We start from the raw sequence: 24,514 nt of genomic DNA, 5'->3' as shown, positions 1-24,514 counted from the left end.
GTTGGTGGAATAGCTCGCTCAGTGAATGATGCGCTCGGGATGGGTATATATGTTCATGGACCGGTTGCGCAAAAACCCAATCAGGGTGATGCCACCCCGCTCGGCCAGCTCGACCGCCATGCTGGAGGGTGCGGAGATGGCCGCTATGCAAGGGATGCGTGCCAGCAGAGCCTTTTGAATAATCTCAAATGAGGTGCGCCCGCTGACCATAAGAATATGCTCCTTGAAGGGGAAGAGCTCTTTTTCCAGTCCATAACCAATCAGCTTGTCGACAGCGTTGTGCCGTCCGATATCTTCACGCAGCGCCAGCAATTCACCCTCATGTGTAAAGAGGCCGGCGGCATGCAGACCTCCTGTATGTCGAAAAACAGCCTGCTCGGCATTCAAACGCGCGGCCAACCCATAACATGTTTCAAAGGAGATACGTAGCTCGTCTGCTTCCAGGGCCGGGACGGATAGCATCAGGTCCGCTATACTGTTCTTTCCGCATAACCCACAGCTGGCGGAAACGGCGAAGTGACGCTCGAATTTCGGCGACTGTGGCTGCAAAGCATCCTGAAAAGTTGTTCGGCGCAGGGCTACACTGACGACGTTTTCGAGCGGTAGACCATCCTCATCCTGCGCATTCTTCACGTCTATTACATCCTGTGGCCCTTGAATAATGCCTTCGGATAGCAAAAAGCCAAGCGCCAGCTCGACATCATGGCCGGGAGTACGCATAATTACAGCCAGGCTTTGATCTCCCAGACGCACTTCAAACGGCTCTTCGACCGTCACATGTTCTTCCCTGGATGTAGCTGCCTCATCCTTCCAGTGCTGAACCTGCACTTCCATGACGCGTTCGGGATCTAGCTCTGAACGCCAGCTATGAAAAAGAGTCATTAAACCGCTCCTCATCAAAATCGCGCACCACATTGCCAGCAATTGAAAAAACCATCGTACCCAACAAGTAGATACGTCCTCAGTGTACCATAATTACAACTCTCTAATTTATAGAGGTGCACGGGGTGCGCGGATGCGCACCCCGTGCACCTCTATAAAAACCAGTGCGGCCGCGCAGCGGACGCGAGTGCGAGGCGCTCACGCGCCCCAATATGACGAGAGTAGGCCCACTCTGAAAATAAACGCTCTTCCTCACCTTTCTCGCAGGAATAACGGGCCGTTGACTGTCAACACTACACGTGCTAGGATATGCGCAACATATTATCGCACTCGCAATCACGACAGGAACCAGAGATGCATTCTTTCCTTCAATCGAGTAATGATCTATTGCGCCAGCGCGGCTACCGCCTTACGCCACAGCGCCACATGATTCTTCGAGTCATTCAAGAAGCTGACGAACATTTAAGCATCGATCAGATCATGGAGCGCGTCCAACAGTTGAATCCGTACGTGAGCCTATCTACGATCTACCGCACGATTGAATTGCTCAAAAATGTTGGGTTGGTGCGTGAAAGCCACCTCCCTGGCGAACAACCCCTCTATGAGACAGCCGAGGGGCAACAGGCCCATCACCATCTGATCTGCCGCCGCTGTAAAGCGACCTTCCATCTCGACGAAGAGCTACTGGGCAACCTGAATGAGCAGCTCCAGAAACAGTACCACTTTCACGGCCTCTCTCTGGAACTGATGGCCGCCGGCTACTGCCATGAGTGCTGGCAAAAAATCCAGCAGGAACCAACGCAAGCATAACCCTCTCAATATCACCCTATCACCACGGACGCAGCCCCTCATACTCTTTGCAGACTTCAGCCTATCATGAGTGATTGATGCAAAACGCACGGCGCATACGCCGTGCGTTTTGCATCAATCACTCATGATCAAATACAGGTGGGGGCGTCAGCGCTCCCCAGACTGGCACCAGCCACATCTCTTTTATTGCTGGAGGTAGGAACGGTAGTTGCGCAACGTCTCCTCAATGCTGTCGCCGCCAAATTTTTCTAGCAGCGCTTCAGCCAGGACGATAGCCATCATAGCCTCCCCCACAACTCCTGCGGCGGGCACTACACATACATCGCTACGCTCATAACGGCTCTGGTCGATATTCTCATTGGTCGCCAGGTCTACTGAGGGGAGTGGATGCGCCAGAGTAGGAATAGGCTTGACGCCGACGCGAACCACAATGGGCTCTCCATTCGAGATGCCGCCTTCAATACCACCGGCATTATTTGTCAGGTGTGACCAGCCACCTTGCTCTTCATGACGCAGGACATCGTGTACATGTGAACCGGTGGTACGGGTCGTTTCAAAACCCGCCCCGATCTCCATTGCCTTTACCGATGGAATACTCATCATCGCCATGCTCACGCGCGTACCCAGACGGCGGTCCCACTGACTAAAAGATCCCAGGCCGATCGGTACCCCAAACGCCACCACCTCAAAGACGCCACCGCAGGTGTCGCCCTCGCGCTTGGCCTCCAGAATACGCGCGATCATTTTCTCGGTAAGTGTGGCGTCTGCGCAGCGCATCGGCGACTCTTCAACCTGACGCCACATGTCCTCTGGATATGCATCAGCAGTCATAGCACGGGAAGTCTCATAACCAACGCCCGCGACTGAGAGCACATGACTGTGTACGCTGATACCAAACTGCGCTAAAAACTGGCGGCATAAACCGCCCACAGCGACACGCGAGGCGGTCTCACGCGAACTGGAGCGCTCGATGACGTTACGTACGTCGTCATGACCATATTTGATTGAGCCGGTAAAATCAGCATGCCCCGGCCGAACACGCGTGATTGGCTCAGTCTCCGCCTCAACTGGGGCCGCGCTCATGCGCTCTTCCCAGTTCACCCAGTCCAGATTCTCCACCTGCAATGTAATCGGTGAGCCCAACGTCTTACCATGGCGCACACCAGACAGGAAACGGATGGCATCCTTCTCGATCTTCATTCGTCCCCCGCGTCCGTATCCTCCCTGGCGCCTGCGTAAATCAGCATCGACGATCTCTTTCTTGACCTCTAAACCCGCGGGCAGACCTTCAACTATCATGGTTAAGCAGGGACCATGCGATTCTCCTGCCGTTAAGAAACGAAACATACTTGCGCACTCCTCAAACCTGAATACTGCCTTATTCGCTATGCACAGGACCAGTTTTCACATCCGGATATCTTTAGTTACATACTACTTCATTGCCAGCGCCGCCATCGGCTCCACAACGCCGTCAGTGTGGAGCCGCAATCAATAACCTGCATATGCCATCGGCTTATAGCCCAATTGTACAACAGGTGACATTTGAGCCCCAATGATTTAACGACATTGTAAAAAAACCCAACATTTTCGTCAACAGACAAATCATCCATTATCATTCTGTACCAACACTGCGGCCGCCAATCAATGGATCAGAAACGGTTTCTCTATATATAACGTCTGTAATATCAGTCCCTCTAAAGCGCCCTCGCTTTTATATTAGCTGAAAAAAAGTAGAGCGAGAACAGAGGTCATTCTTATAACTTGTGTAATAAGCAGGCTGTTTTAGTTGAAAGAAGATACAACTATTTCTCATTCAAGCGACCAGCATGTATCATGTATAAACGTTCCTGATAGCGGTTCTCAACATAACTTTGCGACAAAGCAAGCAGTAAAAATACAGCAAAAAGCGAACCTGCTCGCATGATAGCTTGAGAATATCTAACATTCTTTCTGGTGATTTGACTAATTTGATTATTGAAGCATCCACTGTTTGCATTATCATTAGGGGCGTAAATTAAGAACTGTACTTGTAACACAAGCTATCATATATCAGTATCTTTCTAGTGCAGATTGCACTAACATATTGACACCATACATAAGTGTATTTTACAATACATTTGACCAGGATTTTGTGTATTTATTGACTCTCTCGTTAAAAAAAATTTACATCTAGGAGGTCAACATGTCCCCTGAGCAACCATCAGCTAAGATTGGCAAAACGGTAGGGGAAAAATTACGGGCTGCGCGCATCACTCAGCACTATACACAGAGTCAACTTGCCGCCCCTGATTTCTCAGTCAGTTACATCTCAGCCATTGAACGCGGGCAGATCCATCCGTCCCTCCGCGCTCTGGAAATTCTTGCCAGCCGTCTTGGAATGAGCTCAACTCAACTCCTTCCTAGCAAATCTCAGCAGGAAGAACGTGCCAGCGCTGCCGCAGCTTTGAGCGAACGAGAAGAGGATGAGGTAGAATTAGATCTACTTGATGCACAAATTCTAATTATACAAGGAGAAGCTCAATCTGCAATCACATTGCTCGAACATACCTCAAACAAGCGCTTGAAACGTCACCATCAATTACAGCTTCGCTATCTCATGGGCTGGGCATACTATAAGGACAATCAGTACCAGGAAAGCGAATACGTTCTCGCTGAGGCGACGCAGATCGCCAAAGAGTTGAACGCGCAATATCTGCATCTGCGCATCCTTCATCAGTTAGCATTGACATATGCCGCCATGCGCAATTATGCACAGGCTTTGCTGGCTCATCAGCGTTGCCTTAACCAGCTTGAAGAGAGCGGAACACAGGATCCGTTCTTTAGCGCTCAAATCTATATTCAGATGGGCCAGCACTATACACGTCTGGAAAACTTTGAGCAGGCCCTGGATGCCTTTCATAAAGCTCTCTCTATTACTGAAGAACTGACAACTACACAAAGTATTCAGGCTACCTACACAAATCTCAGTCAATATTATGCTGCCGCTAAAGATAATGAACTGGCTATGTTGTATGCCTATAAAAGCATTCAATTACACAATTTTGATATCATCAAACGCTTACGCAGTGAGCTTTATCATTATCTGGGCCACGCTGTGATGCAGACCGATAGCCAGCGGGCGCGTGACTATCTGGATAGCGCCTTACAATCTCCTGCCGTTACCCGAGATCAATTGACTCAGGCCAGCCTGCTGGCCCGCAATGCCGAATGGTACTTTGCGCAACAAGATCTCAAGGGAGCTGAACAACATGCCCGGCAGGCTTATGAGATGGCGCAAAGCTTCGGCGATACAATCATTACGGCAGATACATTGATTGTTCTCGGCAGAATAGAGTATGCACTGAAAAATTATGATCAGGGGGGTGGACATTTCGTTGAGGGTCTGGATATGCTAGAACGCCTGGGAAGTCACGAAGAACTGGCGGATGAGTCTGTTCGCTACGCACAACTCCTTGAGGAACTGGGCCGGGAGCGCGAGGCTTTTACCCACATCAGACGTGCCTTCCAGAGCCGCCAAAAACTGGGGCGATAAAGTACTTTTACCATATAAAATTGACAATCGGATGGTCAGCGGCATCGGAACGGCGCTGATCCCGATTGTCAATTTTCGATCATGCTTCTTATCAGAAGTAACAATTGAAATATTTCTAGTGGGGTCTTTCCAGCAAGCCCTATTCTCTGAATAAATGTTTTTTTCGGCAGGCGCTCAAGCTTCTTGCGATCTTTGGCTAATCGTGGAGGTATCCAGAGTTCATTATCGGCTGCCGTTAATTTGCTATCCTTCTTATCCTGATGTTCCTCACTCATATAGTTCCTCGTAGAGCTATAAACACCATGCCATTCGTTTGGATGAGCGTAGCCGCCTGGAATGCCGCTGGAAATGGAATCATTCCCATTGATGGGCCTGCGGCCGTGGGTAAAGGCTGTCTCCAACTGCTTTTTACAGCATGTCAGGAACACATATACTGAGCGCGTCTCGCTTCAGAAGCTATCTCTTATCAGGAGGGTGCGCTACATAAGGTAATATGGGAACAATGCTATCATAATTGTTGACTGCAAACACGAGCACAAATAAGGGATCAATATAATACGTTTCCTGCGGTACAATATCACCCATAGCTGATCAAGGTCTTCTTTAAGTAGCAGTTCCAGGCGGGTAAAATATCTTATACTAAAGGCACTGAGTCTATACCTTTAAGGGGAAGCTCTATACATGGAGCATAGATAGAATAAAATGAGGCAAACATATCAAAAACATAGGGGAGATTTTTCGAGGTGGATACGACAGATAAAAAGCAATTAACTCACTTAGATGAGCAAGGCAATATCCATATGGTCGATGTTACCGATAGGCCTGAGACCGTGCGCGAGGCGATCGCCCATGGACGCGTACGCTTGCGGCCGGAAACGGTGCGCTTGATTGAAGGAAATCAGATTTCAAAGGGGAGTGTGCTAGAAGTAGCTAAAATCGCCGGTATTATGGCGGCCAAACAGACACCGCAGATCATTCCTCTCTGCCATCCTCTACCAATGACCCACATTGATCTGCAGTTTACCCTGGAGAGCGAGACTGGTCTGATCTTGATCGAGGGACGTACCCGCACCAACTATAAGACCGGCGTCGATGTGGAGGCGCTAACGGCGGTGACCGTGGCCGCGCTCACCATATACGATATGTGCAAAGGAGTGGATACTACTATCACCCTTGAGCAGGCTTATATCGCACAGAAAAGTGGTGGCAAGAGCGGCACAGTGACGTTTCAACCCGGCCAGACCGGGCTTTAATTTTTTCGCACTTCTAGCAGCATCAACATGGCCTCAATCAGATTGCGCTCTTCGGGCTGGGCCAGGCTTAACTCTGTTTGTCCAATCGGGGTGATCAGCATGCCATTTTCGTCCACGGGAACCACGCTACGAATGGCATGCGGATTTCCTCCCAGCCAGCGTACAGGCTCCAGCAACGATCCCAGGAAAACCGAGATGGTGACATATTGTCCGCGCAGGGATGGGTCGAGATCTTGCAGGTGCAGTTCCAGCGTTTCGCCGCGCTGGATGACGCTACCTTCTACATTCCGGGCCTGCAGGTGGATGATGGCTTGATCAGCTGGATTGACGCGCAGGGCACTATCTGGACGCGTTAAGGTTTTGCCACGGCGTACGCCGCCCGCGCTGGCCATTACCGGTGTATATGCGTGGGTATTGGCTGCGCGATCCTCCGGCGCTGTAGCTCCACCAAACAAGGTGGCAACCCGTACCAGTTCCTTTAACGCCTGCTGGCGCAGAGAGCTCTGGGTGATATGGGCGCTCACGCGCAGGGCCAGTTGTAAGAGCGAGCGAGCCGCTTCGTCGTTGTCGCTATGCTCGTGGCGAGCCTGGAGCAGCACCGCCTCGGCCTGGCTGATCAGAGACTGGCTGAGGTGGCTAAGCATGCGATGGGGCGTGGCTGATAGGGTACGTGTTCCCTGCCCCAACAAGGCTCGAGTCCCCAGCGGCTGTACGGCCGCGCGCATGGCATCATAGAGATCCAGATAAGCATGATGACATTCCTGACAGCTGGCCAGGTGGAAGAGAAGGGGCGCATAGTGGACCGTGGCCTGGGAATCATTGTTAAGGAGAGCCATGATGAAATCAGGAAGCTGCTGATAAAAGGAGATATGATAATTCCCGCTTAATTGAAGCTTTAGCTGGTTGCCGTTCTCTTCTACCAGTACCCCGGCTTCTCCATCTGTTGTTGCGGGCGCCTGTAAAACCTGCTGGAGCCACTGCCCCAGTTTGTGGTAATTTCCCCTGAGGTCAGAGGTCCCTCCAAACTTTGTTTCGTCGTTCATTATGATTCTCTCCTTCGGTGTCAGTTATCTGGCTCTACTCTTCTTTATAGAAACGCGATAGACGCTTCAGTTGTGCCGAGGTAAGCTGTACAGTCTCCTCGCCATGCCAATCAAGGAGGCCGTCGGAAGCGAGCTCATGCAGGCCTTTACATACATCCTGCCTGGTCAGGTCGTTCTGCGCGAGTGTTTGAACGTCTACCTCGTATACATTCTTATCAGTGGAATGTTTCGTTGTATACATGGTTAAACGTAAGGCAATGGTAACTGTCAAATTTGAACTTTGCTGCTGCAAACAACTGCGTAATTTTTTGTGCGCATGATCCTTGTGCTGGCTGATATGGGGATTAAGTTCGGCGCTAAAGGAGAAGTCCAGCTCTTTGGATAAGGTATCAACCAGATCATCGGCTCCTATCTCTTGGAGCTCTTGCATGACAGCCTGCAGCTGATTGGGCGCGGCGCGCAAGACAGCGATGCAGTGCTTGAGAATATTGCGTAATTCGCGCTGCGAGGCGACATGAATGCTGATCGCTTCAGGCGTTGAAAAAGGGGTCTCACCCCATATCGACTCTACCGCGTCTGAAAGAGGATTATCGGGCTCCTCTTCATCCACACCCTCCAGTTCGGCCGCCGTATTCACCTGCAGGCGCCTTTTCCTGAGGCGGTCGATGGCTTTGTTTCTTACACTGCGACTGAGAAAGGCGTAAAACTGGGCATCGGTCAACTGGTCCAGTGCGGTCAGGGGGGTTCGATCTTCCCCTCCTAAGATACCCAGGCGCACAAGCTGCTCCACCACGTGCCCGATTACTGTATCAACTTCAAATGCATCGTATTTTAAAGCGCCTAAATATCGTTGCGCGTTCCTGTGCAGGTACGCATACAGTAATGGATAGCTTTGCTCTGCCCGATACCTCAAATCGTTGGCTGTAAATGGCATGGCAGGATTTTCCTCCGAGGTGCCGATCCTATGAAATGCATGTATCTCTATCTCTGTTAGACGATGGAGATGGATCAAATATATCTCGAAACTATTTAAACATAGTTTCGAGCTGATGTTTTCCTGTACATTGTATATTGAACACGTGCGAGACGCAACAAAAGGCGCTCCTGATAAAGGATGTTATGAAGTATCATTCCTCTTATCAGGAGCGCCACGGTTCTCGGGCTGGTTTCGCGAACTATTCGATGTCGCCGCGTTTGCCCAGGCGCTGGTGCTCGTAGGCCTTTTTGATGACGGTCAGGCTGCGCTTGACATCTCCGCGCTCCTCCAATAGGTTGGCGTAGCGGAAGTATGCATCAGCCGCGATCTCATGGGCGTTGGAGGTGTCGAGCAATTCTAACGCCTGCGTGAAGTACTGGTCAGCTGCATCATAGTCCTCTAACTGGTGGCGAATCTGGGCCAATACGATGAGGGCCTGGCCCTGCGATTGGGAATCTCCACCGGCCTGAGCGTACTTTAAGGCTTCCTGCGCTTCCTGCTCTGCATCTTTAGAGTCACCACGCTTGAGCAGCAATTCAGCCAGACCCGTGTGGCAGATGGAGGCGGAAACCTCGTCGTTCAGCTCGCGCTCGATGGCGATCGCCTGGCGATACTCTTTTTCTGCTCCATCCAGATCCTGCTGCTTCTCCAGGGCTTTGCCCAGGCGCTGGTGGGTCATACCTACCAGGCGCTGCTCGTCACGCATCTCGTAGATGGCTAGACTCTGCATGGCATACTCACGCGCCATGGCGAGCTTGCCAACGGTCTTGTAATGCTGGCTGATGTCCATGTACTTTCTGGCGAAGCTCTTGCTATCCCGATTCATGGCATCCAGGGTCTCGAGCGCGCGATGATAATACGCAATCGCTTTTTCGAGATCGCCCAGGCGGAAATAGTCGTTCGCCAGGTTACTAAACACTTCCAGTGAGAAGACCGGGTCGGTAATCTGGCCGTTCTCGATGGCGGTGTAACAGCGCTGGTGGTTTTCTACAGCCAGGGTATAGTTATAGAGTAAAAAGTAGGCTTTGCCTAACAGGTTACGAGCCCGCTCGATAAATTCACTGTCATTGAGGGCTTCCCCCTGCGCAACCGCGTTACGCAGATCTACGACCGCTTCCTGGTATGCACCCGAACCCATGTGGATCTGTCCCTTTAACAGGTAAAGGCGATACACCTGGTCTGTGGTGACACGGTCTGGCTGGATCGGCTCCAGTAATTTTTCGGCCTGTCCGTAATCACCTTGCTGCACCAGCACATTGGCCTGCAGTAATTCAACATCAACACGCTGATCAGGTCCCGCATCGGCAGGAGAATAACCAACCGCACGCGCTTCAGCTGCGCCCGAGGGAGACCCTTCGAGGAGAAATGTCAGTGGTACATCCAGACGACGGGCCAGGATGGAGAGGGCTTTTAAGGAGGGTCGTATCTTGCCGCGTTCAATGGCCGAGATATAGGAGATCGAAAATTCGGGGGCGGCTAGTTGAGCTTGAGTCATGCCCAATTTCGTACGAACCTCACGAATATTCGTACCGACTCTTGCGGCAACAGCCTTCCCTACATTTGCAGTTTCAAGGGATGGCATGGAACAGTTCCTTTCAATGAGTAATATATTAAACGCTCTCGTTTATAAGCTTCAGCATTGTTAATTGAACTAGCTATCCTTTTCCTTAAAAAATCGTAACAATACAGCAGGAGGTGCCGCAATTGTTACCAAAAGTCATAGATGTCTTTGCTGCTACCGCATTCTTTTCATTCTCATGTATAACTCTCAAAAAATAGAGAGTGTTCTAAGCATTCTGAATGCTACAATAAGGAAAATAGCTAGATGTTACTTCATATTTCGTAGTCTAACATAGACTACGATTCTAGTCAACCCATATTGTACTTTTTTCATCGCTTTATTATATAATCCTTGACATCAATGAAGCATGGGCAGATCAAATATTGTTTGAATAAAAAACTCATTTATTTTGCAGTCTTTTTAGTCTTCTTCCATGCCTACTATACTGAATCAGGTGAGCTATTAAAACATATCAACGCATGAGTTCATATTGTGAAATGATAGCAAGCAATCTATAAATGAGCAAACAATATGTCAACTTCATAACTATGAAAAGTAGTAATGCTGTAGCCAGGTCAAGCATCTCTCCATCTTGTATATTGAATCGGCCGAAAAGACTGGCAAAAACACCTGAACTACACTATAATGCACAATCATTGGACCATCTTTTCTGCGGCTTCGCTGGGCCACCAGCGCTGGTGAGAGAAATAACGGACGCTTTCTAACAATGATGTAAAACGTTTCACTGCTGTCCCTGAGAAAGGATGCTTGAGTCTGCATATGCATACTATTCCACGTCTCTTTATGCGCTCCGTCGATCGCTTCGGCGCGCGCCCTGCCTTGCTTGAACCGCGTTCAGATAACGCTGTAACAACATTGACGTATAATGGGTTGCGTGAGCGTGTCCTGCAGTTCGCTGGCTACCTGCAGCAACAAAATGTGTCAAAAGGTCAGCGCGTGATGATCTGGTCTGCCAGTTGCTCTAACTGGTTGGTCGCCTACTTCGCTTCATTGTTGCTGGGGTTGGTTGTCGTTCCACTTGATGTAAATACAAAAGAAGATTTTCTTCAGCGATTGCTAGAAATTACAGATGCTACATTTCTGATTACAACTCAAAAAAATTATACAAGCCTGAAGTCTTTTTCTCTTCCATTCATCGATATTGATGCTCTACCAACTGCTGAGCTAACTACAGCTCAGCTACCAGAAGTTGAAGAAAGCGATCTGGCTGAACTGGTTTTTACCTCTGGCACAACAGGTCAGCCCAAGGGGGTTATGCTCTCCCATAAGAATATTGTCTCTAATGCCATTGCTTCCCTTGAGGTCGTAAAAATTACGTCCGCCGATCGCGCGCTCTCTATCCTCCCTCTCTCTCACATGTTTGAGATGACCATCGAGATGGCGCTTATTTACGCGGGTGCCAGTATAGTGTATGCTCGTTCCCTGGTGCCAGATACACTGTTCCGCTTGCTGGCAACCCAGCATGTAACCTGTATGGTGTTGGTGCCTCAGGCGTTGCAGCTTTTTATGAATGGTATCGAACGCGAGGTTCGACGCCAAAAATTAGAGAAACAGTGGAAAAATTTACATAAAATCGCCAGATGGACCCCCTTTCCATGGCGGCGCCATTTGTTCCGCTCAGTCCATCGTCGCTTTGGCGGCCATTTCCGCCTGTTTGTGAGCGGAGGAGCCTATCTTGCGCCGATGCTGGGGCGCGCCTGGGAAGAGATGGGCTTTCGCATCCTGCAAGGCTATGGGGCGACCGAGTGTTCACCCGTGATCTCGGTAAATCCACTACACGACCATACGCTGGAGTCGGTGGGCCAGCCACTGCCGGGCGTTACGCTCCGTATCGAGGCGGATGGTGAGATCCAGGTGCAGGGTCCAAATGTAGCTATGGGATACTGGCAGAATGAGGAGGCGACCGCGACCGCCTTCCATGATGGCTGGTATGCAACGGGCGATCTGGGCTACATGGATAAGCATCATAATCTGTACCTGAAGGGGCGCAAGAAAAATCTGATCGTGCTCGCCAACGGCATGAACGTCTATCCGGAGGATATTGAGAATGTCTTGCAGACACAGAACGGTGTGAAGGATGCCGTGGTGCTTGGCTTGCATGAGAAAGATCAGGGTCCCACGGTTCATGCCGTTCTGCTAATGGAGGATAAGAGCCTGGCGAAGACCACCATCCAGAGCACGAACAAGCAACTGGCCCCCCATCAACAGGTGAAAGGCTTTACGATCTGGTCCGAACAGGATTTTCCCCGTACCCATACCCTGAAGGTTAAGCGGCAGGAAGTCCTTGAGACCCTATCTCAGTCTCGCCAGTGATAGTACAATACAGGTAAGAATTCATGGATAGGGAGTCGAAAAATCATCTATGCTCTACTTAGTTGCTACCCCGATCGGGAACCTTAATGATATTACGTTGCGCGCCCTGGATATTCTGCGCTCAGTCGATATTGTGGCCAGTGAGGATACGCGTAAAACTGGCATGCTGCTAAAGCATTTCGATATTCAGAAGCCGCAGATGGCGTTCCATGAGCACAATGAGCAGCGCGCAGGTGAACGCATTGAGGAGATGCTGAAACAGGGTCAATCGGTCGCGGTAGTAACGGATGCCGGCACACCGGGTATCTCGGATCCGGGCTTTACCCTGGTGCGCCGCGCCATTCAGGCTCAATTGGACTTCACGATGATCCCTGGTCCGACGGCCTTTGTGATGGCCCTGGTCCTGTCGGGGCTCCCCGTCCATAGCTTTACCTTTCGCGGCTTCCCACCCCGCAAGGTCGTGGGTCGCCGCAAGTTCTTTGAGGTGGATCGCGATGCGCCCCATACGCTGATCTATTATGAGAGTCCCTATCGGCTAGATGGCTTCCTTGAAGATGCCCTGGCGGTGTTGGGGGATCGTCCGGCAGCACTGGCCAACGATCTGACGAAGATGTTTGAAAAGGTCGAGCGAGGTACGTTATCAACCTTGCTGGCATCCCTCCCCTCACAGACGAAGCTCAAAGGAGAGTATATCGTGGTCATCGAAGGCATGACGCGCGGAAAAGATGCGCGCGTCATGCCCGAAGAGGAGCCGTAGGTGCGCCCCTTGCGGGCGCTTGCCGCCGTAGGTGCGGGGCTTGCCCCCGCTTGTCTGCGCGCACCTTCCCCGACGATGTTTACAATCCCAGGACGTTAACCAGCTCTTTGACGGCGTCGGCCGATTTTTGCAGCTGGGCTTTTTCCTGCTCTTGTAGCTCAACCTCGATGACCTGCTCCAGGCCCTTTGCTCCCAGCTTGGCGGGAACACCAACAAACAGGTTGTTCAAACCATATTCACCCTGCAGGTAGATGGCGCAGGGCATGATCATCTTCTTGTCCAGGATGATTGAATCAAGCATCTGCAGAACGGATGCCGAGGGGGCGAAATAGGCACTGCCGTTTCCGAGCAGCTTGACGATCTCAGCGCCACCATCCCTTGTGCGCTGTACGATCTGCTCGATGCGCTCGGCTGATAAAAGTTCAGAGATCGGCACCCCGGCCACTGTGCACAGGCGCGACAGCGGTACCATGGTATCACCATGCCCACCCAGCACATAGGCCTGCACGTCTCGTACCGAGGCACCCAGCTCCTGGGCGATAAAGGTTCGGAAGCGGGAGGTGTCCAGCACACCGGCCATACCAATGACGCGCTCGCGCGGGAAGCCGCTGACCTTGAGCGCCACCTGCGCCATAGCATCTAGTGGATTGGTGACCATGATTAAAATAGCGTTTGGTGAGTATTTAACAACCTGCTCCGTCACCTGGGAGACAATTTCCTGATTCTTTTTTAAAAGATCATCACGGCTCATCCCTGGCTTGCGCGGGAAACCAGAGGTGATCACCACGATATCCGAATCAGCGGTATCGGCATAATCATTGGTGCCGGTAATCAATGTATCATAACCAAGCACAGGACCGGCCTGGAGCATATCGAGAGCCTTACCTTGTGGCATGTTGGGCACGATATCAAACATGACCACGTCAGCATAGTCGCGTTCCGCGATACGCTGTACGAGCGTGCTCCCAACAAAACCAGCTCCAACTACGGTGATTTTACTCCGCATTGACGTATCCTTTCATCTGTTCGCATACAAGATGTATTGTTGAAATAGAATGGATGCTTGATCCATTAACCTTCTACCGCTATTGTATGCCTAAAAAGGCCATCATGGCAATTATTCGATCCATTTCTTTCCAACCTTTTGAGATTTCTATCGATTGCTGCGAATTTTTTGAAAGCTCTTAAAAAACCCTTGACATCCATCAATGGATGGAGTATTATAACAACGCGTTCGAGAGAACACACAAAACAAACAATATTGGGGTATCGTTCAACGGTAGGACGGCTGACTCTGGATCAGTTAATTGGGGTTCGAATCCCTGTACCCCAGCCACATAAAACCGCCTGCAGAGGCGGTTTTTGATTTTCTAAAAAAGAAGGAAGGCAGTTGATTTCAGCGCTTGCAAGCGCTGAAATCAACTGCCTTCCTTCTTTTCTGGTTCTTCCATCTATTAAGTTTGTGATGAGAGGTTTTTCACTTCCCAAATACATTGCAGAGTCACGTTTATATGGCATAATACTTGAAGATCTTATTTATATGATGCGTTACCTGATATAGAGATTCTGATGAAACAGAGGTATCATACTGTGGCAAAAGAAACCCGGCTTCTCCCCGAAACCAAAAAACCGGACGTGCAGGCGGCCAGATGGGCGCGACGTCTCTACATTCCTCTGGCTATATTGGCCTGGATCGCGCTGGCCGCGGTGATTCTGTGGGGCGCCAGCCATATCGCGCGCGCTTTGCTGTTGCTTATTATCGCTGCCATTCTAGCCTATGCTATCGCACCCGCGGTCAAGGTGTTTGAGCGCTTTATGCCGCGCTTCGCGGCCATCACCATTGTGTACCTGGTCGTTCTCGGCGCCATCAGCACCTTTATCTACTTTGCGATCGCGACAACCATTCACCAGGCCGGCGCGCTTTCCCGCGAGTTGATGGATCTGCTCTCACCTCAGCAGGGACATACTACCCCTCTGGAGCAGGCGCTGATTCGCTATGGCATCTCTCCCGATCAGATCGCGCAGGCACGCCATCAGTTGACCACCTCTATTGGCGATTTTTCTAAGCAGGCGCTACCATTGTTACAGAGTATCCTGGATTTCGCCATCGATATTATCGTGGTCGCGGTCCTGAGCATCTATCTGCTCATCGATGGCTCCCGGGTTGCTCGCTGGGCGCGTAATAATACTCCGACGGCGACACGTGCCAGCTTCTTTCTGGATACCCTCCAGCGTGTCGTTGGTGGCTACATTCGTGGACAGGTGACGCTGGCGGCCTTGATCGGGATACTGGTGTGGATCGGGATGCTCATCTTCCGTGTGCCCTATTCGGTCCTGCTGGGCGTGCTCGCCTTTGCGATGGCCTTTGTGCCGGTGCTGGGTACCCTGGTTTCCGGCGCGGTATGCGTCTTAATCGCCCTGACCCAGAGCGTCTGGATCGCGGCTGGCGTGCTGGCTTACTTTGTTATCATCCATGTGATCGAGGGTGAATTGGTGGGCCCGCGCATCGTCGGCAAGGCCATCGGTCTGCATCCCGTGGTGTCGCTCTTTGCCTTGATCGCCGGCGGTGAGCTCTTTGGGATCTGGGGGGCGCTGTTCGCGTCTCCCCTCGCCGGCATCATTCAGGCCTTGATCATCACGTTCTGGACCGAGTGGCGTCAATCTCACCCGGAACAGTTCCTATCCGCCGATGAACAGCTTGAAGATGATGTCGCAGACGTTGCGATTGAGACCGCCGCCCATCCAACCGTAGATATCGAGCAACCTACCCGATAAGTTGTACAATCTTTGTATACTCTTCAGCTGAGAATTAATCCTCTGCCCATCGACACCTTATGCCGTCAAGAAGGCTGAGATAAAATACAACAATTATAGCTGGGCTGGCTTTAAAAGCCGTTCTATAATAAAGCAATGATAGAGCGATATCTGCTATGGGGTAGATATCGCTCTCCATGCGGTCCCTATCCATCCTCCCCAATTTTCTCCTGCCCGGATGATGCTGTGGCACACGATATCCACTAACAATGTCTCAACAGGCCCCTTATAATGAGGGCCCTAAAAGCCTGAAAGAAAGAGACTAAAGTTGTAGTCAAACGCCTTCTCATGCCGCGTTAACGTCGATTCCCATCGCGCCTATCAGCGGTGTTACCTCCCTCAAAATTGCTTGCCGCGCTACTCGTTTTCGGTTCTTTTCTGTCGCTTTGAATAAAACCACACATGCAAAAATTCATGAGCAGGCACACCTTGTTCGCATGTATACCTTATGTTATATTTCTGTATATAGTTTGCACAGTAATCTCTACAGGAGGAGAATTTCATATGACCACAGCCACAGCCCAGCTTGAAATTCAGGAGACTATGTCGCTGCTAGATGTGGTTCCTGAACCGCCTGCGGTGGAAAATGATGAGAATGAGACCGATAATCAGCATGCAGAAGCTGGTAACGATGTTGTTGAGGACGTTGAAGATGTCGATGACACCTTAGACAAACCCGAACTCCTGAAGCAGGAAGCGATGGTGGCGCGTGCCATTCTGGGCGATCATCAGGCATTTGGCGAAATCGTTGATCAATACAGTACACTTATGCTTCGTACGGCTGCGATGATCGTTGGCGATCGCGATATCGCGGAGGATGTGGTTCAGGATGCGTTGATTCAGGCCTGGCATCACCTGGGAGATCTGCGCAAGGCCGGTGCCCTCCGTCCATGGCTCATGCGTATCGTTGTCAATCAGTGCATTAGCTTTAAGCGCCGTCTGGCACGTACCAGCGCTTTTATGCGCCAGGCTCTATCAGAGCAGGAAACCGATCTGATTGCCCAGGCTGCCGATGACCATAAAGGTCGTATGGAGAGAGATTGGGACCTGGCTCAGGCTATCGAAAGTCTGCCTCTGAAACAACGTGTGGTGATCGTTCTTCACTACTACAATAGCATGACGCTGCCCGAGATGTCACAGACACTGCAGACATCGGAAAATACACTTAAGAAACGTATTCAGGCAGCCTTAACAAACCTGCGTCGCATACTACGCGCTTCTAATATGGACGAAGAAGGTCATTCAACACAACATATTGTGAGCTTCGCGACTTCCGCGGCGTAAACATGGTGAGGCGACAATGGATAAACACATAAGGGGCGGTTTGCATTGCGCATGTTATTTCTTCTGCTAGCGCGATGTTTATAACCGCCTCTTCTTTTCTCTCTGATCCTGCCAGATCCCCTTCAACCTTCCAATGACCGACTCTAGTATCTTCTATCTGTATCCCCTTTCTTCAATCCTTAACAATACCCACCCGATATCAACACGTTTATAACCACATCGGTACCATACGTTCATAGACAGGCGGCATAGCCTGGTGCATTATGGTACAATTATAACTGTTTCTGATCTTTCTGGATAATACAAGTGCAGCCGTCCGTTATCTAGAAATGGTCGCCCACGATGGATCACATATGCTCAGTAGACGAAAGGAGATGTGCACCCTCTCCCCGCTTTTGGAGGCGGTCTGCGCACAATGAGAACGACAATGGAAACAGATTGGACCATTACCTGGCTGGCACCTTTGATGCCTGAAGCAGCTATGATTCCAGAGGGCGATGTATTTCGTAAGTCGAGCCACCAGCATTATTCACTGGTTGCTGGACAAAACAATCATACGCCAGGTCTGTTATTTTCGACGCCAGATATACTGACCACGGTAGCACGGCAAGCGCAGGAGGCTCAGGCGGCGCCCTCCTTTGCAGGGTCGAAGGAGAGAACCGTTGTGGAGATTGAAACCGCGACAGTGGATGCATCGTCAGAGGATGCCGGGGAAACCACGCTGGAGCAGGAGGCTCAGGACCTTCAGGGCCTTCAAGATTTTACGGCCTTCCTGGACCTGGAGACGGGGGCCTTTATATAAGTAATAAGTAGGCTCTGTGCCGCTAAAGTGTGGAGGCCCTCTTAGGGCAATATGTCTTTCTGATCTGCAATGGGGTTGCAGTTTAAGGATACACATATATTGGTGGGTGGAAGGGATACGTCGTTGGCACAATTGCGTACAAATGTTGCATCGCAGACATCTACGATGAGTCTGCCTTATGCTCGCATCTGGCAAAATGTTATCCTCACTGGCTCTACTGCCATTAATATTATTGTCTACCTGGTCATCGCCCGCGCACTGGGACCCTACCTGTTCGGTAGCTATCTTTTCGCCCAGTGGCTGGCTACGGTGACAGTCCCGGCGATTGGTGCCGGAATGTCGACCCTCTCCAGTCGGCAGATCGCGGCCACTCAGAGTCGCGAATCCCCACGTTTAATGGCAGGCATCTTTTACTTTCTCTGGTATCGCCAGCATCGTAGTATCCTGCTCTATTGTCTGGTCTATGTGGGACTCTCCCTCGCTCTGACACATGTCTTCCATGACTTTACGCCGGGATTGCTGCTGCTCTCCAGCCTGGCTACCCTTCCTTTGCTCTTGAGCAGCGTGGCGGGTATCACGTTGAGAAGCTTGCGCCGCTCCGATCTGCTGACACTGCTGCACCTCTTCGGCAATCTGCTGACGCTGCTCCTGATCATTATTTCAACCCAGGTAAATGGCAGGCCGGTTGAGGCTTTTATCCTGGCGTTCGCGCTGGCGAATACTATTACGCTGGTGCTGGCGGTGATCTGTGTGATGCATCTGCTACCAATGGACCAGGCGCTGGCTCCGGGTATCTTTTTGCGCGAGCGGCTGGCGCGCAATATGTATCAGTCTCGCTTTCATTTCGCGCTGGATGCGATCGTCTGGCAGAGAAGCGAGTTGCTGCTGCTGGCCTGCTGGTATCGTCCTGAGCAATTGGGATTCTATGCGCTGGGCTCGATCGTCAGTACCAGGATTATTGGATTGGCTCCGTCGCTCTTTTCTCAGTGGATATTCCCCTTGTTTGTGCGCTATCTGCCCCGCCATCGCTATCTCAATCAGTATGATGCCTTTGTGCGCACCTCGTGCTATATCATTTTCCTGGCGGTCCCGATCTGTACTATGTTGATTCTGCTCAGCCCGACCATTGTGGTCGCCTGCCTGGGCAACTCCTACCTCCCGATGGTGAAACCATTGCGTATCTTGTTGATCGCGGCTGTCTTTGGCAGCATCGCCACCGTCGGGCTTACCCATATGACCAATCATGAACACTATGATTCGCGCCACCTGCAGCAGATGCAGCGCAAGCTCAATATGGGGGTAGCCACCCTTAAAATTCTATTAGCAATTCCATTGATCATATTTTTCGGCATGACCGGGGCAGCATTCGCCAGCGCACTGGCACAGATTGTTTCTGCTTTGATCTCCATTCTACTCTGCAAAAAACTTTTGCTACGGCACAACACCTTGCTCTGATCCAACAGGAGAATGTATGACTATCCACCATTCTTTAGCGCATTCTACCCACATCTCTATCCGCACCAGGTCAACCGGCGCTTTTCGGGCCAACTCGCGGGAACTGGCACAAAGCGAACCACCGAAACTTAAGCCACCACGCTTTAGTGTGGTGATCTGTACATATAATCGACGCAATATGATGCTGGCACTGCTGGCCGGTCTACGTCGGCAATCGCTGCCATGCAAGTATTTCGAGGTCATCGTAGTCGATAATGGATCAGTCGATGGCACGTTCAATGCCCTTCAAACCTATCTCAGCACGGATGTGCTGCATCGTCATTCTTCGGAAGAGCAGTGGCGGGTGCAGTGCCTGCTTGAGAAACGCAATGGCCTGGCGTATGCACGCAATACGGCTCTCATGGCCGCCTGCGGTGAGGTGGTCGTCTTTCTCGATGATGATGTGCTGGTCGATCGCTATTTCCTGGAGCATCTCTGGAGCGCCTATAAGGAGACCGGGGCCGATGCCATTGGTGGTCGCGTCGATCTGCATTGGGAGTCGCCCCGGCCATACTGGTTGGACGACGATCTGCTGGAGGTCTTTGGCTACTATATGCCGTTCCGTTCGCGTACCCGCCTGCCGGAGGCGCTGAACTTTAGCAATAGCTGCTTCTCCGTTAAGCGCACAACTCTGCAGCGGGTGGGAGGCTTCTCTCCCTTCCTGACGAAGCGCTTGCATAATCCCGTTAATGTAGAGACGGTGGATCTTTGTCGGCGGCTACGCGAGCAGCATTACGCGCTCTGGTATGAACCAGCGGCGCTGGTTCTACATCGTGTGTCGCGGGCGCGTCTGAGCCGTCCTTTTCTGGTGGGGCGCGCTTACTGGCAGGGACGTTCAGACATTCTGGCCCATTATGCCGCGACGAAATATGCTCATAATACGGCCGAGGGCTCTTTTCTGCAGACGTTGTTCTCGCTGTGGCCGGAGGTGAAAATCTGGCTGCAGATCATCTTTGCCCACCGTCTACTGCTGGCACTGGCACGCAAGCCGACGAGTGAGCGACTCATTGCCGCGATGGCGCAGGCGCATAGCTGGGGACGCATCCAGCAGCAATTTGTACTGAGCAATCATGCACCAGCTATACTGCATATGCCGTGCATCCTGTTTGTTCAGTCGCCAGCGCAGGATACGCGCTGGCCCTTCCAGGCCCTGGATAAACAGGATATGCGCTGCACAACCAGCGTCTCCTACATTCCTCTTTCCTGGATCTGGCGTCATCGGGCCTATCAGGAGATGGCCATCGGCATTATCCACCTCTATCAACCTGGCTCTCTTTCTTTGCACTGGTGGCGACGCCGACAACTGTTCTTTACCTTATGGCTGGCCCGTAAGCTGGGCATTGGCATCGTCAGCACCGACGCTGGCGGATCGTGGCATAATGCACGCGGCCTGCAATTCGCTGCCAGGCGCGCCTTCGAGAATAAAATATTTGACATCAGCCATCTCGTGCTCACGTTCACCCGTCATGCCGAGCGTTTCTATCACAAACAGTCCTGGTGGACGCGTGCGACCTACCTGCCCCATCCGGGTATGCACGGCCTCTTGCCTGAGATCAGCGATACTATCACAGCTCGACAGCAACTGGGAATTCAAGCGGAGGCGAATTATGTATATCTCTGTCCAGCGTTCCTGCATACCGAGCGCGAGGTCATCCAGTGTATGGAGGCCTTTAGCAAGCTGCGCATCCAGCTCCTGAAGTCGGAGGAACACGCTTCCTTTAATCCACAATTGTTACTGGTGGGTACACCCGTCGACAAAAAACAGCCGTTGAAGCTCCTGAAGCGCGCGGCTCTCAATTCGTCCATCCACGTGTTTCTGGAGTATCAACCAGATGAGCTGGCTACCTATATAGCCGCGACTAACGCGCTGGTATTACCCTATATCACTGTGCAGATGGCCGGGGTGCCCGAACTGGCTATGCTCTTCTATTCTTATGAATGCGTCATTATCTCTCCCAACCTTCCTCGCTTCCACGGTCTGCTTCCTCACCACGGCGGTATCCTCTATACATCCGGCAACCAGGCTTCCCTGGTGCAGGCCATGCTGCTGGCACCCAGACGGGCCTTCAGGCATACAGAGGAGGAGGCGGAGCGTCTGCATCATCAGTATGCCTGGGAAAACTATTCCCTGCTCCTCCTGGATACCTACAAAACCCTCCTCTCCGGATTGACGAAAAGAAGAGGTCAGGCGCTTCCTTAGTACTATATAACCATGAGCTTTACCACGTTCCATCGCGTGCTATAAACAAGATAATTACTTTTCATTACGCCGATCCTACTTCTAAACTGCTGCTCTTTCTCACAGGTGAACCATACCCAGCATAAAAACACAGCCAAACGGGTTTGTATAGGTGAAAGCAGCGTGGTAATCAGCTATAATGGGGGCAATGCAAAAAACAAGATACAGTGACTCCAACCTGACTGCCGCATATATTATCCGGGTCGATCAAAAATAAGAGAGGTTTTGAGTTGAAACGTTCACAATTGATACGTGAAATAGTCGAAATATTGGCACTGACGCTTTTGATATTTCTGGTTGTTCGCTTTGTAATTCAGAGCTATCGCGTCGATGGACCTAGTATGGAACCTGGACTTGTCAACAACGAATTTGTTATGGTTAATAAGGTCTCTTATCTCTTTCATGAACCAGCCCGTGGAGATGTGATCGTCTTTCACTGGCCACTGGATACAACAAAAGATTTTATTAAGCGCATTGTCGGGGTGCCCGGAGACACCATAACCACTGATCGCGATCATGTGATGGTGAATGGCAAGACTTTAAACGAGCCATATATCAGCGCTTCCAGCAATCCAGAGGGCCGCACCTGGAAAGTTCCCGCTGGCGAGTATTTTGTTATGGGAGATAATCGACCCGTAAGCGATGATTCGCGTTCCTGGGGATTTGTGCCGAAAGACTATATCGTTGGTAAAGCGTCTGTCGTCTTCTGGCCACTTTCAAATCTCCATTTTATCAATACCTACCCGGATGTCTTTAAGGGCATACCCGCACATAAGTAAGAGGAAACTTCGCACAATGTCAAATTCGGAGCACTACGATTCAGATTCTGTTACGTCTCGTGATGATTATATAAATGAGAGAGAGTATGTTGCATCTCCATCCTTGCCACCCAATGGTCTGGCACTGGCTCTGGGGATCGGCGTTGCCGGCGGCGTGATAGCTGCTCTCATCTCGATTGCTACAACCCTCTTGAATGCCTCGGTCTTCCAGGAGGTGGCACGCGCCGGCGATAAGATTTCTTATGGAACGGCCCAGTATGTAGCCGGGTTGGCCTGTCTTACCTATGTAGTGACGTTAATCATTGGTTTTGTGGCTGGTTTTGTGGTCGGTAAGCGGGCGGTGCGCCGCCTCTACGGCTTTTATGCCGGGGCCCTGGTCGGCGCTATCTCGTACCTTGGCAGTTCGCTGGTTCACTACATTCCCAACTATCCGGGAAATGTTAGCAGTACAGCGGGTGCTGTGGGCTCGCCATTGGGAGGCATATTTGCCCTGCTGCTGTTTACGCTGATCTGGGCGGTCGTAGATGCTCTCATCGGTCTCTGGGGCGCCTTTACCGCGACCAGAAAACATCCCTACTACCTGGCCAAAAGGGCCGCGGCCGAAGAGTAAAGAATGTTTTTAAGGGATAGTACGATATAACAGGTGGGCGCAAATGCACCCACCTGTTATATCGTACTATCCCTTAAAAACAGGATCACATGTTAGGATTATTCAGCTCTTCGCTCAGTAGCGGTATCTCTGAGCCCAGTTGCTGCAGCAGACCCGCCAGTCCCCCTCCAGTAATATTCTCGAACTCAAGCCGGGTAAGCCGGTCATGTTCGACGTGGCAGGTCAGATTCGTCTGGGGCAATACCACACTAACACTGGTCGCGGGAATATTTTCTAGCCCGAATAACGGCAATGACAAATCATTTGTATGCGTCCCCATCAAAGTGATTGAAGCACGCACCGTATTCTGTGCCTCCGTACGGGCGACGTTGTCGAGGTTATAGGAGAGATCTGGCATCGCCACCAGTAATGCATAGCTAAGACTCAAGAACTGAGCTCTATTCAGGCTCCTGGGGGCAAATCCGGTCATTGTAAAGCCATCATCAATCTTCTCAGCCGCAACTTCAAATTCTCCCCCCTGCAAAGCTGCGATCACCGTTTTCACAATCTCAACTCTATTCGTGCCCATACATGACATCTCCCGTCAACATTCACAGCCTCAAAAGCTGTCTCTTCCAATTTCACTGCATACTGCTCTTTCTTTCTATACGTGCGAAACAACCCGACCGACGTGTATTCAGACAAAGAGATTCCAAACAGGTAAAAGCCCGCACCCCCGATCGGGGGTGCGGGCTTTTACCTGTTTGGAATCTCTGGTTTAGCTTTCGACGATCTCGATGAAGTGGAGGGTTTCGCCGGGGTTGCGGTCGCGCATAGGATCGCGCTCGCGCAGTGAACGCAGCACATCTAACCCTTTGGAGACCTTGCCGAATACTGCGTGCTTGCCATTCAGGTGTGGCTGGCTATCATAGGTAATGAAGAACTGGGAACCATTGGTGTTGGGGCCCGCGTTCGCCATGGATAAGATGCCAGGACCCTCGTGGCGCAGGCGCAGGGCGCTCTTCTCGTCATCAAAGCGGTAGCCGGGACCACCACGGCCACTGCCTTCGGGATCTCCACCCTGAGCCATGAAGCCACCGATGACGCGGTGGAAGGTGGTGTTGTTATAAAAGCCGTCACGGGCCAGGAAGACAAAATTGTTGACGGTGTTTGGCGCCTCGGCGGCAAACAGGTCTACGGTGATGTCACCTTTGTCTGTATGGAAAATCGCCGTGTATTTCTTGCTGGGATCGATCTGCATTGCTGGGGGAGTGCTATATTGCTTAGCCAAGAATATTTCTCCTTCCATTACTTCAGAACAGCTCTATAGATAAGCCGCTCTTACAGTTTAAGGGCTCCCTACAC

The 24,514-nt window shown here is 51.2% G+C and carries 21 protein-coding genes and 1 tRNA gene; 13 read left to right on the top strand and 9 right to left on the bottom strand.

What is annotated here, in order from left to right; translation table 11 throughout:
• Window positions 1–18: 18 nt before the first annotated feature.
• Window positions 19–882, bottom strand: coding sequence for a formate dehydrogenase accessory sulfurtransferase FdhD (fdhD, locus tag AABA21_RS26545; protein WP_338254873.1), 864 nt, complete (start codon window positions 880–882; stop codon window positions 19–21).
• Between the two features lie 354 nt (window positions 883–1,236).
• Here fdhD and AABA21_RS26540 point away from each other — a divergent pair, with 354 nt between their 5' ends.
• Window positions 1,237–1,692, top strand: a complete 456-nt coding sequence (locus tag AABA21_RS26540; RefSeq protein ID WP_338254871.1) for a Fur family transcriptional regulator — start codon at window positions 1,237–1,239, stop codon at window positions 1,690–1,692.
• Between the two features lie 183 nt (window positions 1,693–1,875).
• Here the strand turns inward: AABA21_RS26540 and aroC are convergent, their stop codons facing one another.
• On the bottom strand, window positions 1,876–3,039 hold the full coding sequence (gene aroC / locus AABA21_RS26535) for a chorismate synthase (RefSeq protein ID WP_338254868.1): 1,164 nt from the start codon (window positions 3,037–3,039) through the stop codon (window positions 1,876–1,878).
• Between the two features lie 835 nt (window positions 3,040–3,874).
• Between aroC and AABA21_RS26530 the strand changes: the two genes are divergently transcribed.
• Window positions 3,875–5,224, top strand: coding sequence for a helix-turn-helix domain-containing protein (locus AABA21_RS26530; RefSeq protein ID WP_338254867.1), 1,350 nt, complete (start codon window positions 3,875–3,877; stop codon window positions 5,222–5,224).
• A 68-nt stretch (window positions 5,225–5,292) separates the two neighbouring features.
• Here the strand turns inward: AABA21_RS26530 and AABA21_RS26525 are convergent, their stop codons facing one another.
• A complete protein-coding gene (locus tag AABA21_RS26525; protein WP_338254866.1) occupies window positions 5,293–5,499 on the bottom strand; it encodes a hypothetical protein in 207 nt (68 codons plus the stop codon).
• A 468-nt stretch (window positions 5,500–5,967) separates the two neighbouring features.
• On the opposite strand from AABA21_RS26525, the gene moaC reads away from it, so the two are divergent.
• Window positions 5,968–6,477, top strand: a complete 510-nt coding sequence (moaC, locus tag AABA21_RS26520) for a cyclic pyranopterin monophosphate synthase MoaC (RefSeq protein ID WP_338254864.1) — start codon at window positions 5,968–5,970, stop codon at window positions 6,475–6,477.
• Here moaC and AABA21_RS26515 read toward each other — a convergent pair.
• The 3 genes from AABA21_RS26515 to AABA21_RS26505 all read right to left on the bottom strand — a co-directional run bounded on the left by AABA21_RS26515 (window position 6,474) and on the right by AABA21_RS26505 (window position 10,078).
• Window positions 6,474–7,520 (bottom strand): hypothetical protein, encoded by a 1,047-nt coding sequence (locus tag AABA21_RS26515; RefSeq protein WP_338254863.1) that lies wholly within the window; start codon window positions 7,518–7,520, stop codon window positions 6,474–6,476. The two genes, moaC and AABA21_RS26515, sit on opposite strands and share 4 nt — an antisense overlap.
• A 34-nt stretch (window positions 7,521–7,554) precedes the next feature.
• Window positions 7,555–8,454 carry an RNA polymerase sigma factor gene (locus tag AABA21_RS26510; RefSeq protein ID WP_338254862.1) on the bottom strand — a complete coding sequence of 300 codons (900 nt, stop codon included), beginning with the start codon at window positions 8,452–8,454 and terminating at the stop codon, window positions 7,555–7,557.
• 241 nt (window positions 8,455–8,695) lie between these two features.
• The gene (locus tag AABA21_RS26505) at window positions 8,696–10,078 is read right to left on the bottom strand and encodes a helix-turn-helix domain-containing protein (RefSeq protein ID WP_338254861.1); all 1,383 of its coding nucleotides are present in this window, start codon (window positions 10,076–10,078) and stop codon (window positions 8,696–8,698) included.
• 759 nt (window positions 10,079–10,837) lie between these two features.
• Here AABA21_RS26505 and AABA21_RS26500 point away from each other — a divergent pair.
• Window positions 10,838–12,391, top strand: coding sequence for an AMP-dependent synthetase/ligase (locus AABA21_RS26500; protein WP_338254859.1), 1,554 nt, complete (start codon window positions 10,838–10,840; stop codon window positions 12,389–12,391).
• 49 nt (window positions 12,392–12,440) lie between these two features.
• Entirely contained in the window at window positions 12,441–13,148 is a 708-nt protein-coding gene (gene rsmI / locus AABA21_RS26495; protein WP_338254857.1) for a 16S rRNA (cytidine(1402)-2'-O)-methyltransferase, read from the top strand.
• Between the two features lie 79 nt (window positions 13,149–13,227).
• Here rsmI and mdh read toward each other — a convergent pair whose 3' ends face one another.
• Entirely contained in the window at window positions 13,228–14,154 is a 927-nt protein-coding gene (mdh, locus tag AABA21_RS26490) for a malate dehydrogenase (RefSeq protein ID WP_338254856.1), read from the bottom strand.
• A 256-nt stretch (window positions 14,155–14,410) separates the two neighbouring features.
• Between mdh and AABA21_RS26485 the strand changes: the two genes are divergently transcribed.
• The 8 genes from AABA21_RS26485 to AABA21_RS26450 all read left to right on the top strand — a co-directional run bounded on the left by AABA21_RS26485 (window position 14,411) and on the right by AABA21_RS26450 (window position 23,170).
• Window positions 14,411–14,484 (top strand) — tRNA-Gln (locus tag AABA21_RS26485).
• 254 nt (window positions 14,485–14,738) lie between these two features.
• Entirely contained in the window at window positions 14,739–15,923 is a 1,185-nt protein-coding gene (locus tag AABA21_RS26480; RefSeq protein ID WP_338254855.1) for an AI-2E family transporter, read from the top strand.
• Window positions 15,924–16,466: 543 nt separating this feature from the next.
• On the top strand, window positions 16,467–17,246 hold the full coding sequence (locus AABA21_RS26475) for an RNA polymerase sigma factor (protein ID WP_338254854.1): 780 nt from the start codon (window positions 16,467–16,469) through the stop codon (window positions 17,244–17,246).
• 427 nt (window positions 17,247–17,673) lie between these two features.
• On the top strand, window positions 17,674–18,048 hold the full coding sequence (locus tag AABA21_RS26470) for a hypothetical protein (RefSeq protein WP_338254853.1): 375 nt from the start codon (window positions 17,674–17,676) through the stop codon (window positions 18,046–18,048).
• 123 nt (window positions 18,049–18,171) lie between these two features.
• Window positions 18,172–19,503, top strand: coding sequence for a lipopolysaccharide biosynthesis protein (locus AABA21_RS26465; RefSeq protein WP_338254852.1), 1,332 nt, complete (start codon window positions 18,172–18,174; stop codon window positions 19,501–19,503).
• A gap of 16 nt (window positions 19,504–19,519) precedes the next feature.
• Window positions 19,520–21,742, top strand: coding sequence for a glycosyltransferase (locus AABA21_RS26460; RefSeq protein ID WP_338254850.1), 2,223 nt, complete (start codon window positions 19,520–19,522; stop codon window positions 21,740–21,742).
• A gap of 269 nt (window positions 21,743–22,011) precedes the next feature.
• Window positions 22,012–22,560 (top strand): signal peptidase I, encoded by a 549-nt coding sequence (gene lepB / locus AABA21_RS26455; RefSeq protein ID WP_338254848.1) that lies wholly within the window; start codon window positions 22,012–22,014, stop codon window positions 22,558–22,560.
• 16 nt (window positions 22,561–22,576) lie between these two features.
• Window positions 22,577–23,170 (top strand): hypothetical protein, encoded by a 594-nt coding sequence (locus AABA21_RS26450; RefSeq protein WP_338254846.1) that lies wholly within the window; start codon window positions 22,577–22,579, stop codon window positions 23,168–23,170.
• A gap of 85 nt (window positions 23,171–23,255) precedes the next feature.
• Here the strand turns inward: AABA21_RS26450 and AABA21_RS26445 are convergent, their stop codons facing one another.
• Both AABA21_RS26445 and AABA21_RS26440 read right to left on the bottom strand, forming a co-directional pair.
• Window positions 23,256–23,738 (bottom strand): hypothetical protein, encoded by a 483-nt coding sequence (locus AABA21_RS26445; protein WP_338254845.1) that lies wholly within the window; start codon window positions 23,736–23,738, stop codon window positions 23,256–23,258.
• 189 nt (window positions 23,739–23,927) lie between these two features.
• Window positions 23,928–24,440, bottom strand: coding sequence for a peptidylprolyl isomerase (locus tag AABA21_RS26440; protein ID WP_338254844.1), 513 nt, complete (start codon window positions 24,438–24,440; stop codon window positions 23,928–23,930).
• Between the last annotated feature and the right edge of the window lie 74 nt (window positions 24,441–24,514).

Source organism: Dictyobacter halimunensis, assembly GCF_036245075.1.
Note: the sequence above shows the minus strand (reverse complement) of the source record. Positions and strands in the feature narration are given on the sequence as shown.

What these genes read in the sequence shown, in the direction of transcription:
- AABA21_RS26510 (WP_338254862.1), bottom strand. Translation starts at nt 8,454, where the DNA reads ATGCCATTTACAGCCAACGATTTGAGGTATCGGGCAGAGCAAAGCTAT.
- AABA21_RS26500 (WP_338254859.1), top strand. Translation starts at nt 10,838, where the DNA reads ATGCATACTATTCCACGTCTCTTTATGCGCTCCGTCGATCGCTTCGGC.
- AABA21_RS26470 (WP_338254853.1), top strand. Translation starts at nt 17,674, where the DNA reads ATGGAAACAGATTGGACCATTACCTGGCTGGCACCTTTGATGCCTGAA.
- AABA21_RS26475 (WP_338254854.1), top strand. Translation starts at nt 16,467, where the DNA reads ATGACCACAGCCACAGCCCAGCTTGAAATTCAGGAGACTATGTCGCTG.
- AABA21_RS26505 (WP_338254861.1), bottom strand. Translation starts at nt 10,078, where the DNA reads ATGCCATCCCTTGAAACTGCAAATGTAGGGAAGGCTGTTGCCGCAAGA.
- AABA21_RS26450 (WP_338254846.1), top strand. Translation starts at nt 22,577, where the DNA reads ATGTCAAATTCGGAGCACTACGATTCAGATTCTGTTACGTCTCGTGAT.
- AABA21_RS26445 (WP_338254845.1), bottom strand. Translation starts at nt 23,738, where the DNA reads ATGGGCACGAATAGAGTTGAGATTGTGAAAACGGTGATCGCAGCTTTG.
- rsmI (WP_338254857.1), top strand. Translation starts at nt 12,441, where the DNA reads ATGCTCTACTTAGTTGCTACCCCGATCGGGAACCTTAATGATATTACG.
- AABA21_RS26460 (WP_338254850.1), top strand. Translation starts at nt 19,520, where the DNA reads ATGACTATCCACCATTCTTTAGCGCATTCTACCCACATCTCTATCCGC.
- mdh (WP_338254856.1), bottom strand. Translation starts at nt 14,154, where the DNA reads ATGCGGAGTAAAATCACCGTAGTTGGAGCTGGTTTTGTTGGGAGCACG.
- fdhD (WP_338254873.1), bottom strand. Translation starts at nt 882, where the DNA reads ATGACTCTTTTTCATAGCTGGCGTTCAGAGCTAGATCCCGAACGCGTC.
- AABA21_RS26540 (WP_338254871.1), top strand. Translation starts at nt 1,237, where the DNA reads ATGCATTCTTTCCTTCAATCGAGTAATGATCTATTGCGCCAGCGCGGC.
- AABA21_RS26525 (WP_338254866.1), bottom strand. Translation starts at nt 5,499, where the DNA reads ATGAGTGAGGAACATCAGGATAAGAAGGATAGCAAATTAACGGCAGCC.
- AABA21_RS26530 (WP_338254867.1), top strand. Translation starts at nt 3,875, where the DNA reads ATGTCCCCTGAGCAACCATCAGCTAAGATTGGCAAAACGGTAGGGGAA.
- aroC (WP_338254868.1), bottom strand. Translation starts at nt 3,039, where the DNA reads ATGTTTCGTTTCTTAACGGCAGGAGAATCGCATGGTCCCTGCTTAACC.
- AABA21_RS26515 (WP_338254863.1), bottom strand. Translation starts at nt 7,520, where the DNA reads ATGAACGACGAAACAAAGTTTGGAGGGACCTCTGACCTCAGGGGAAAT.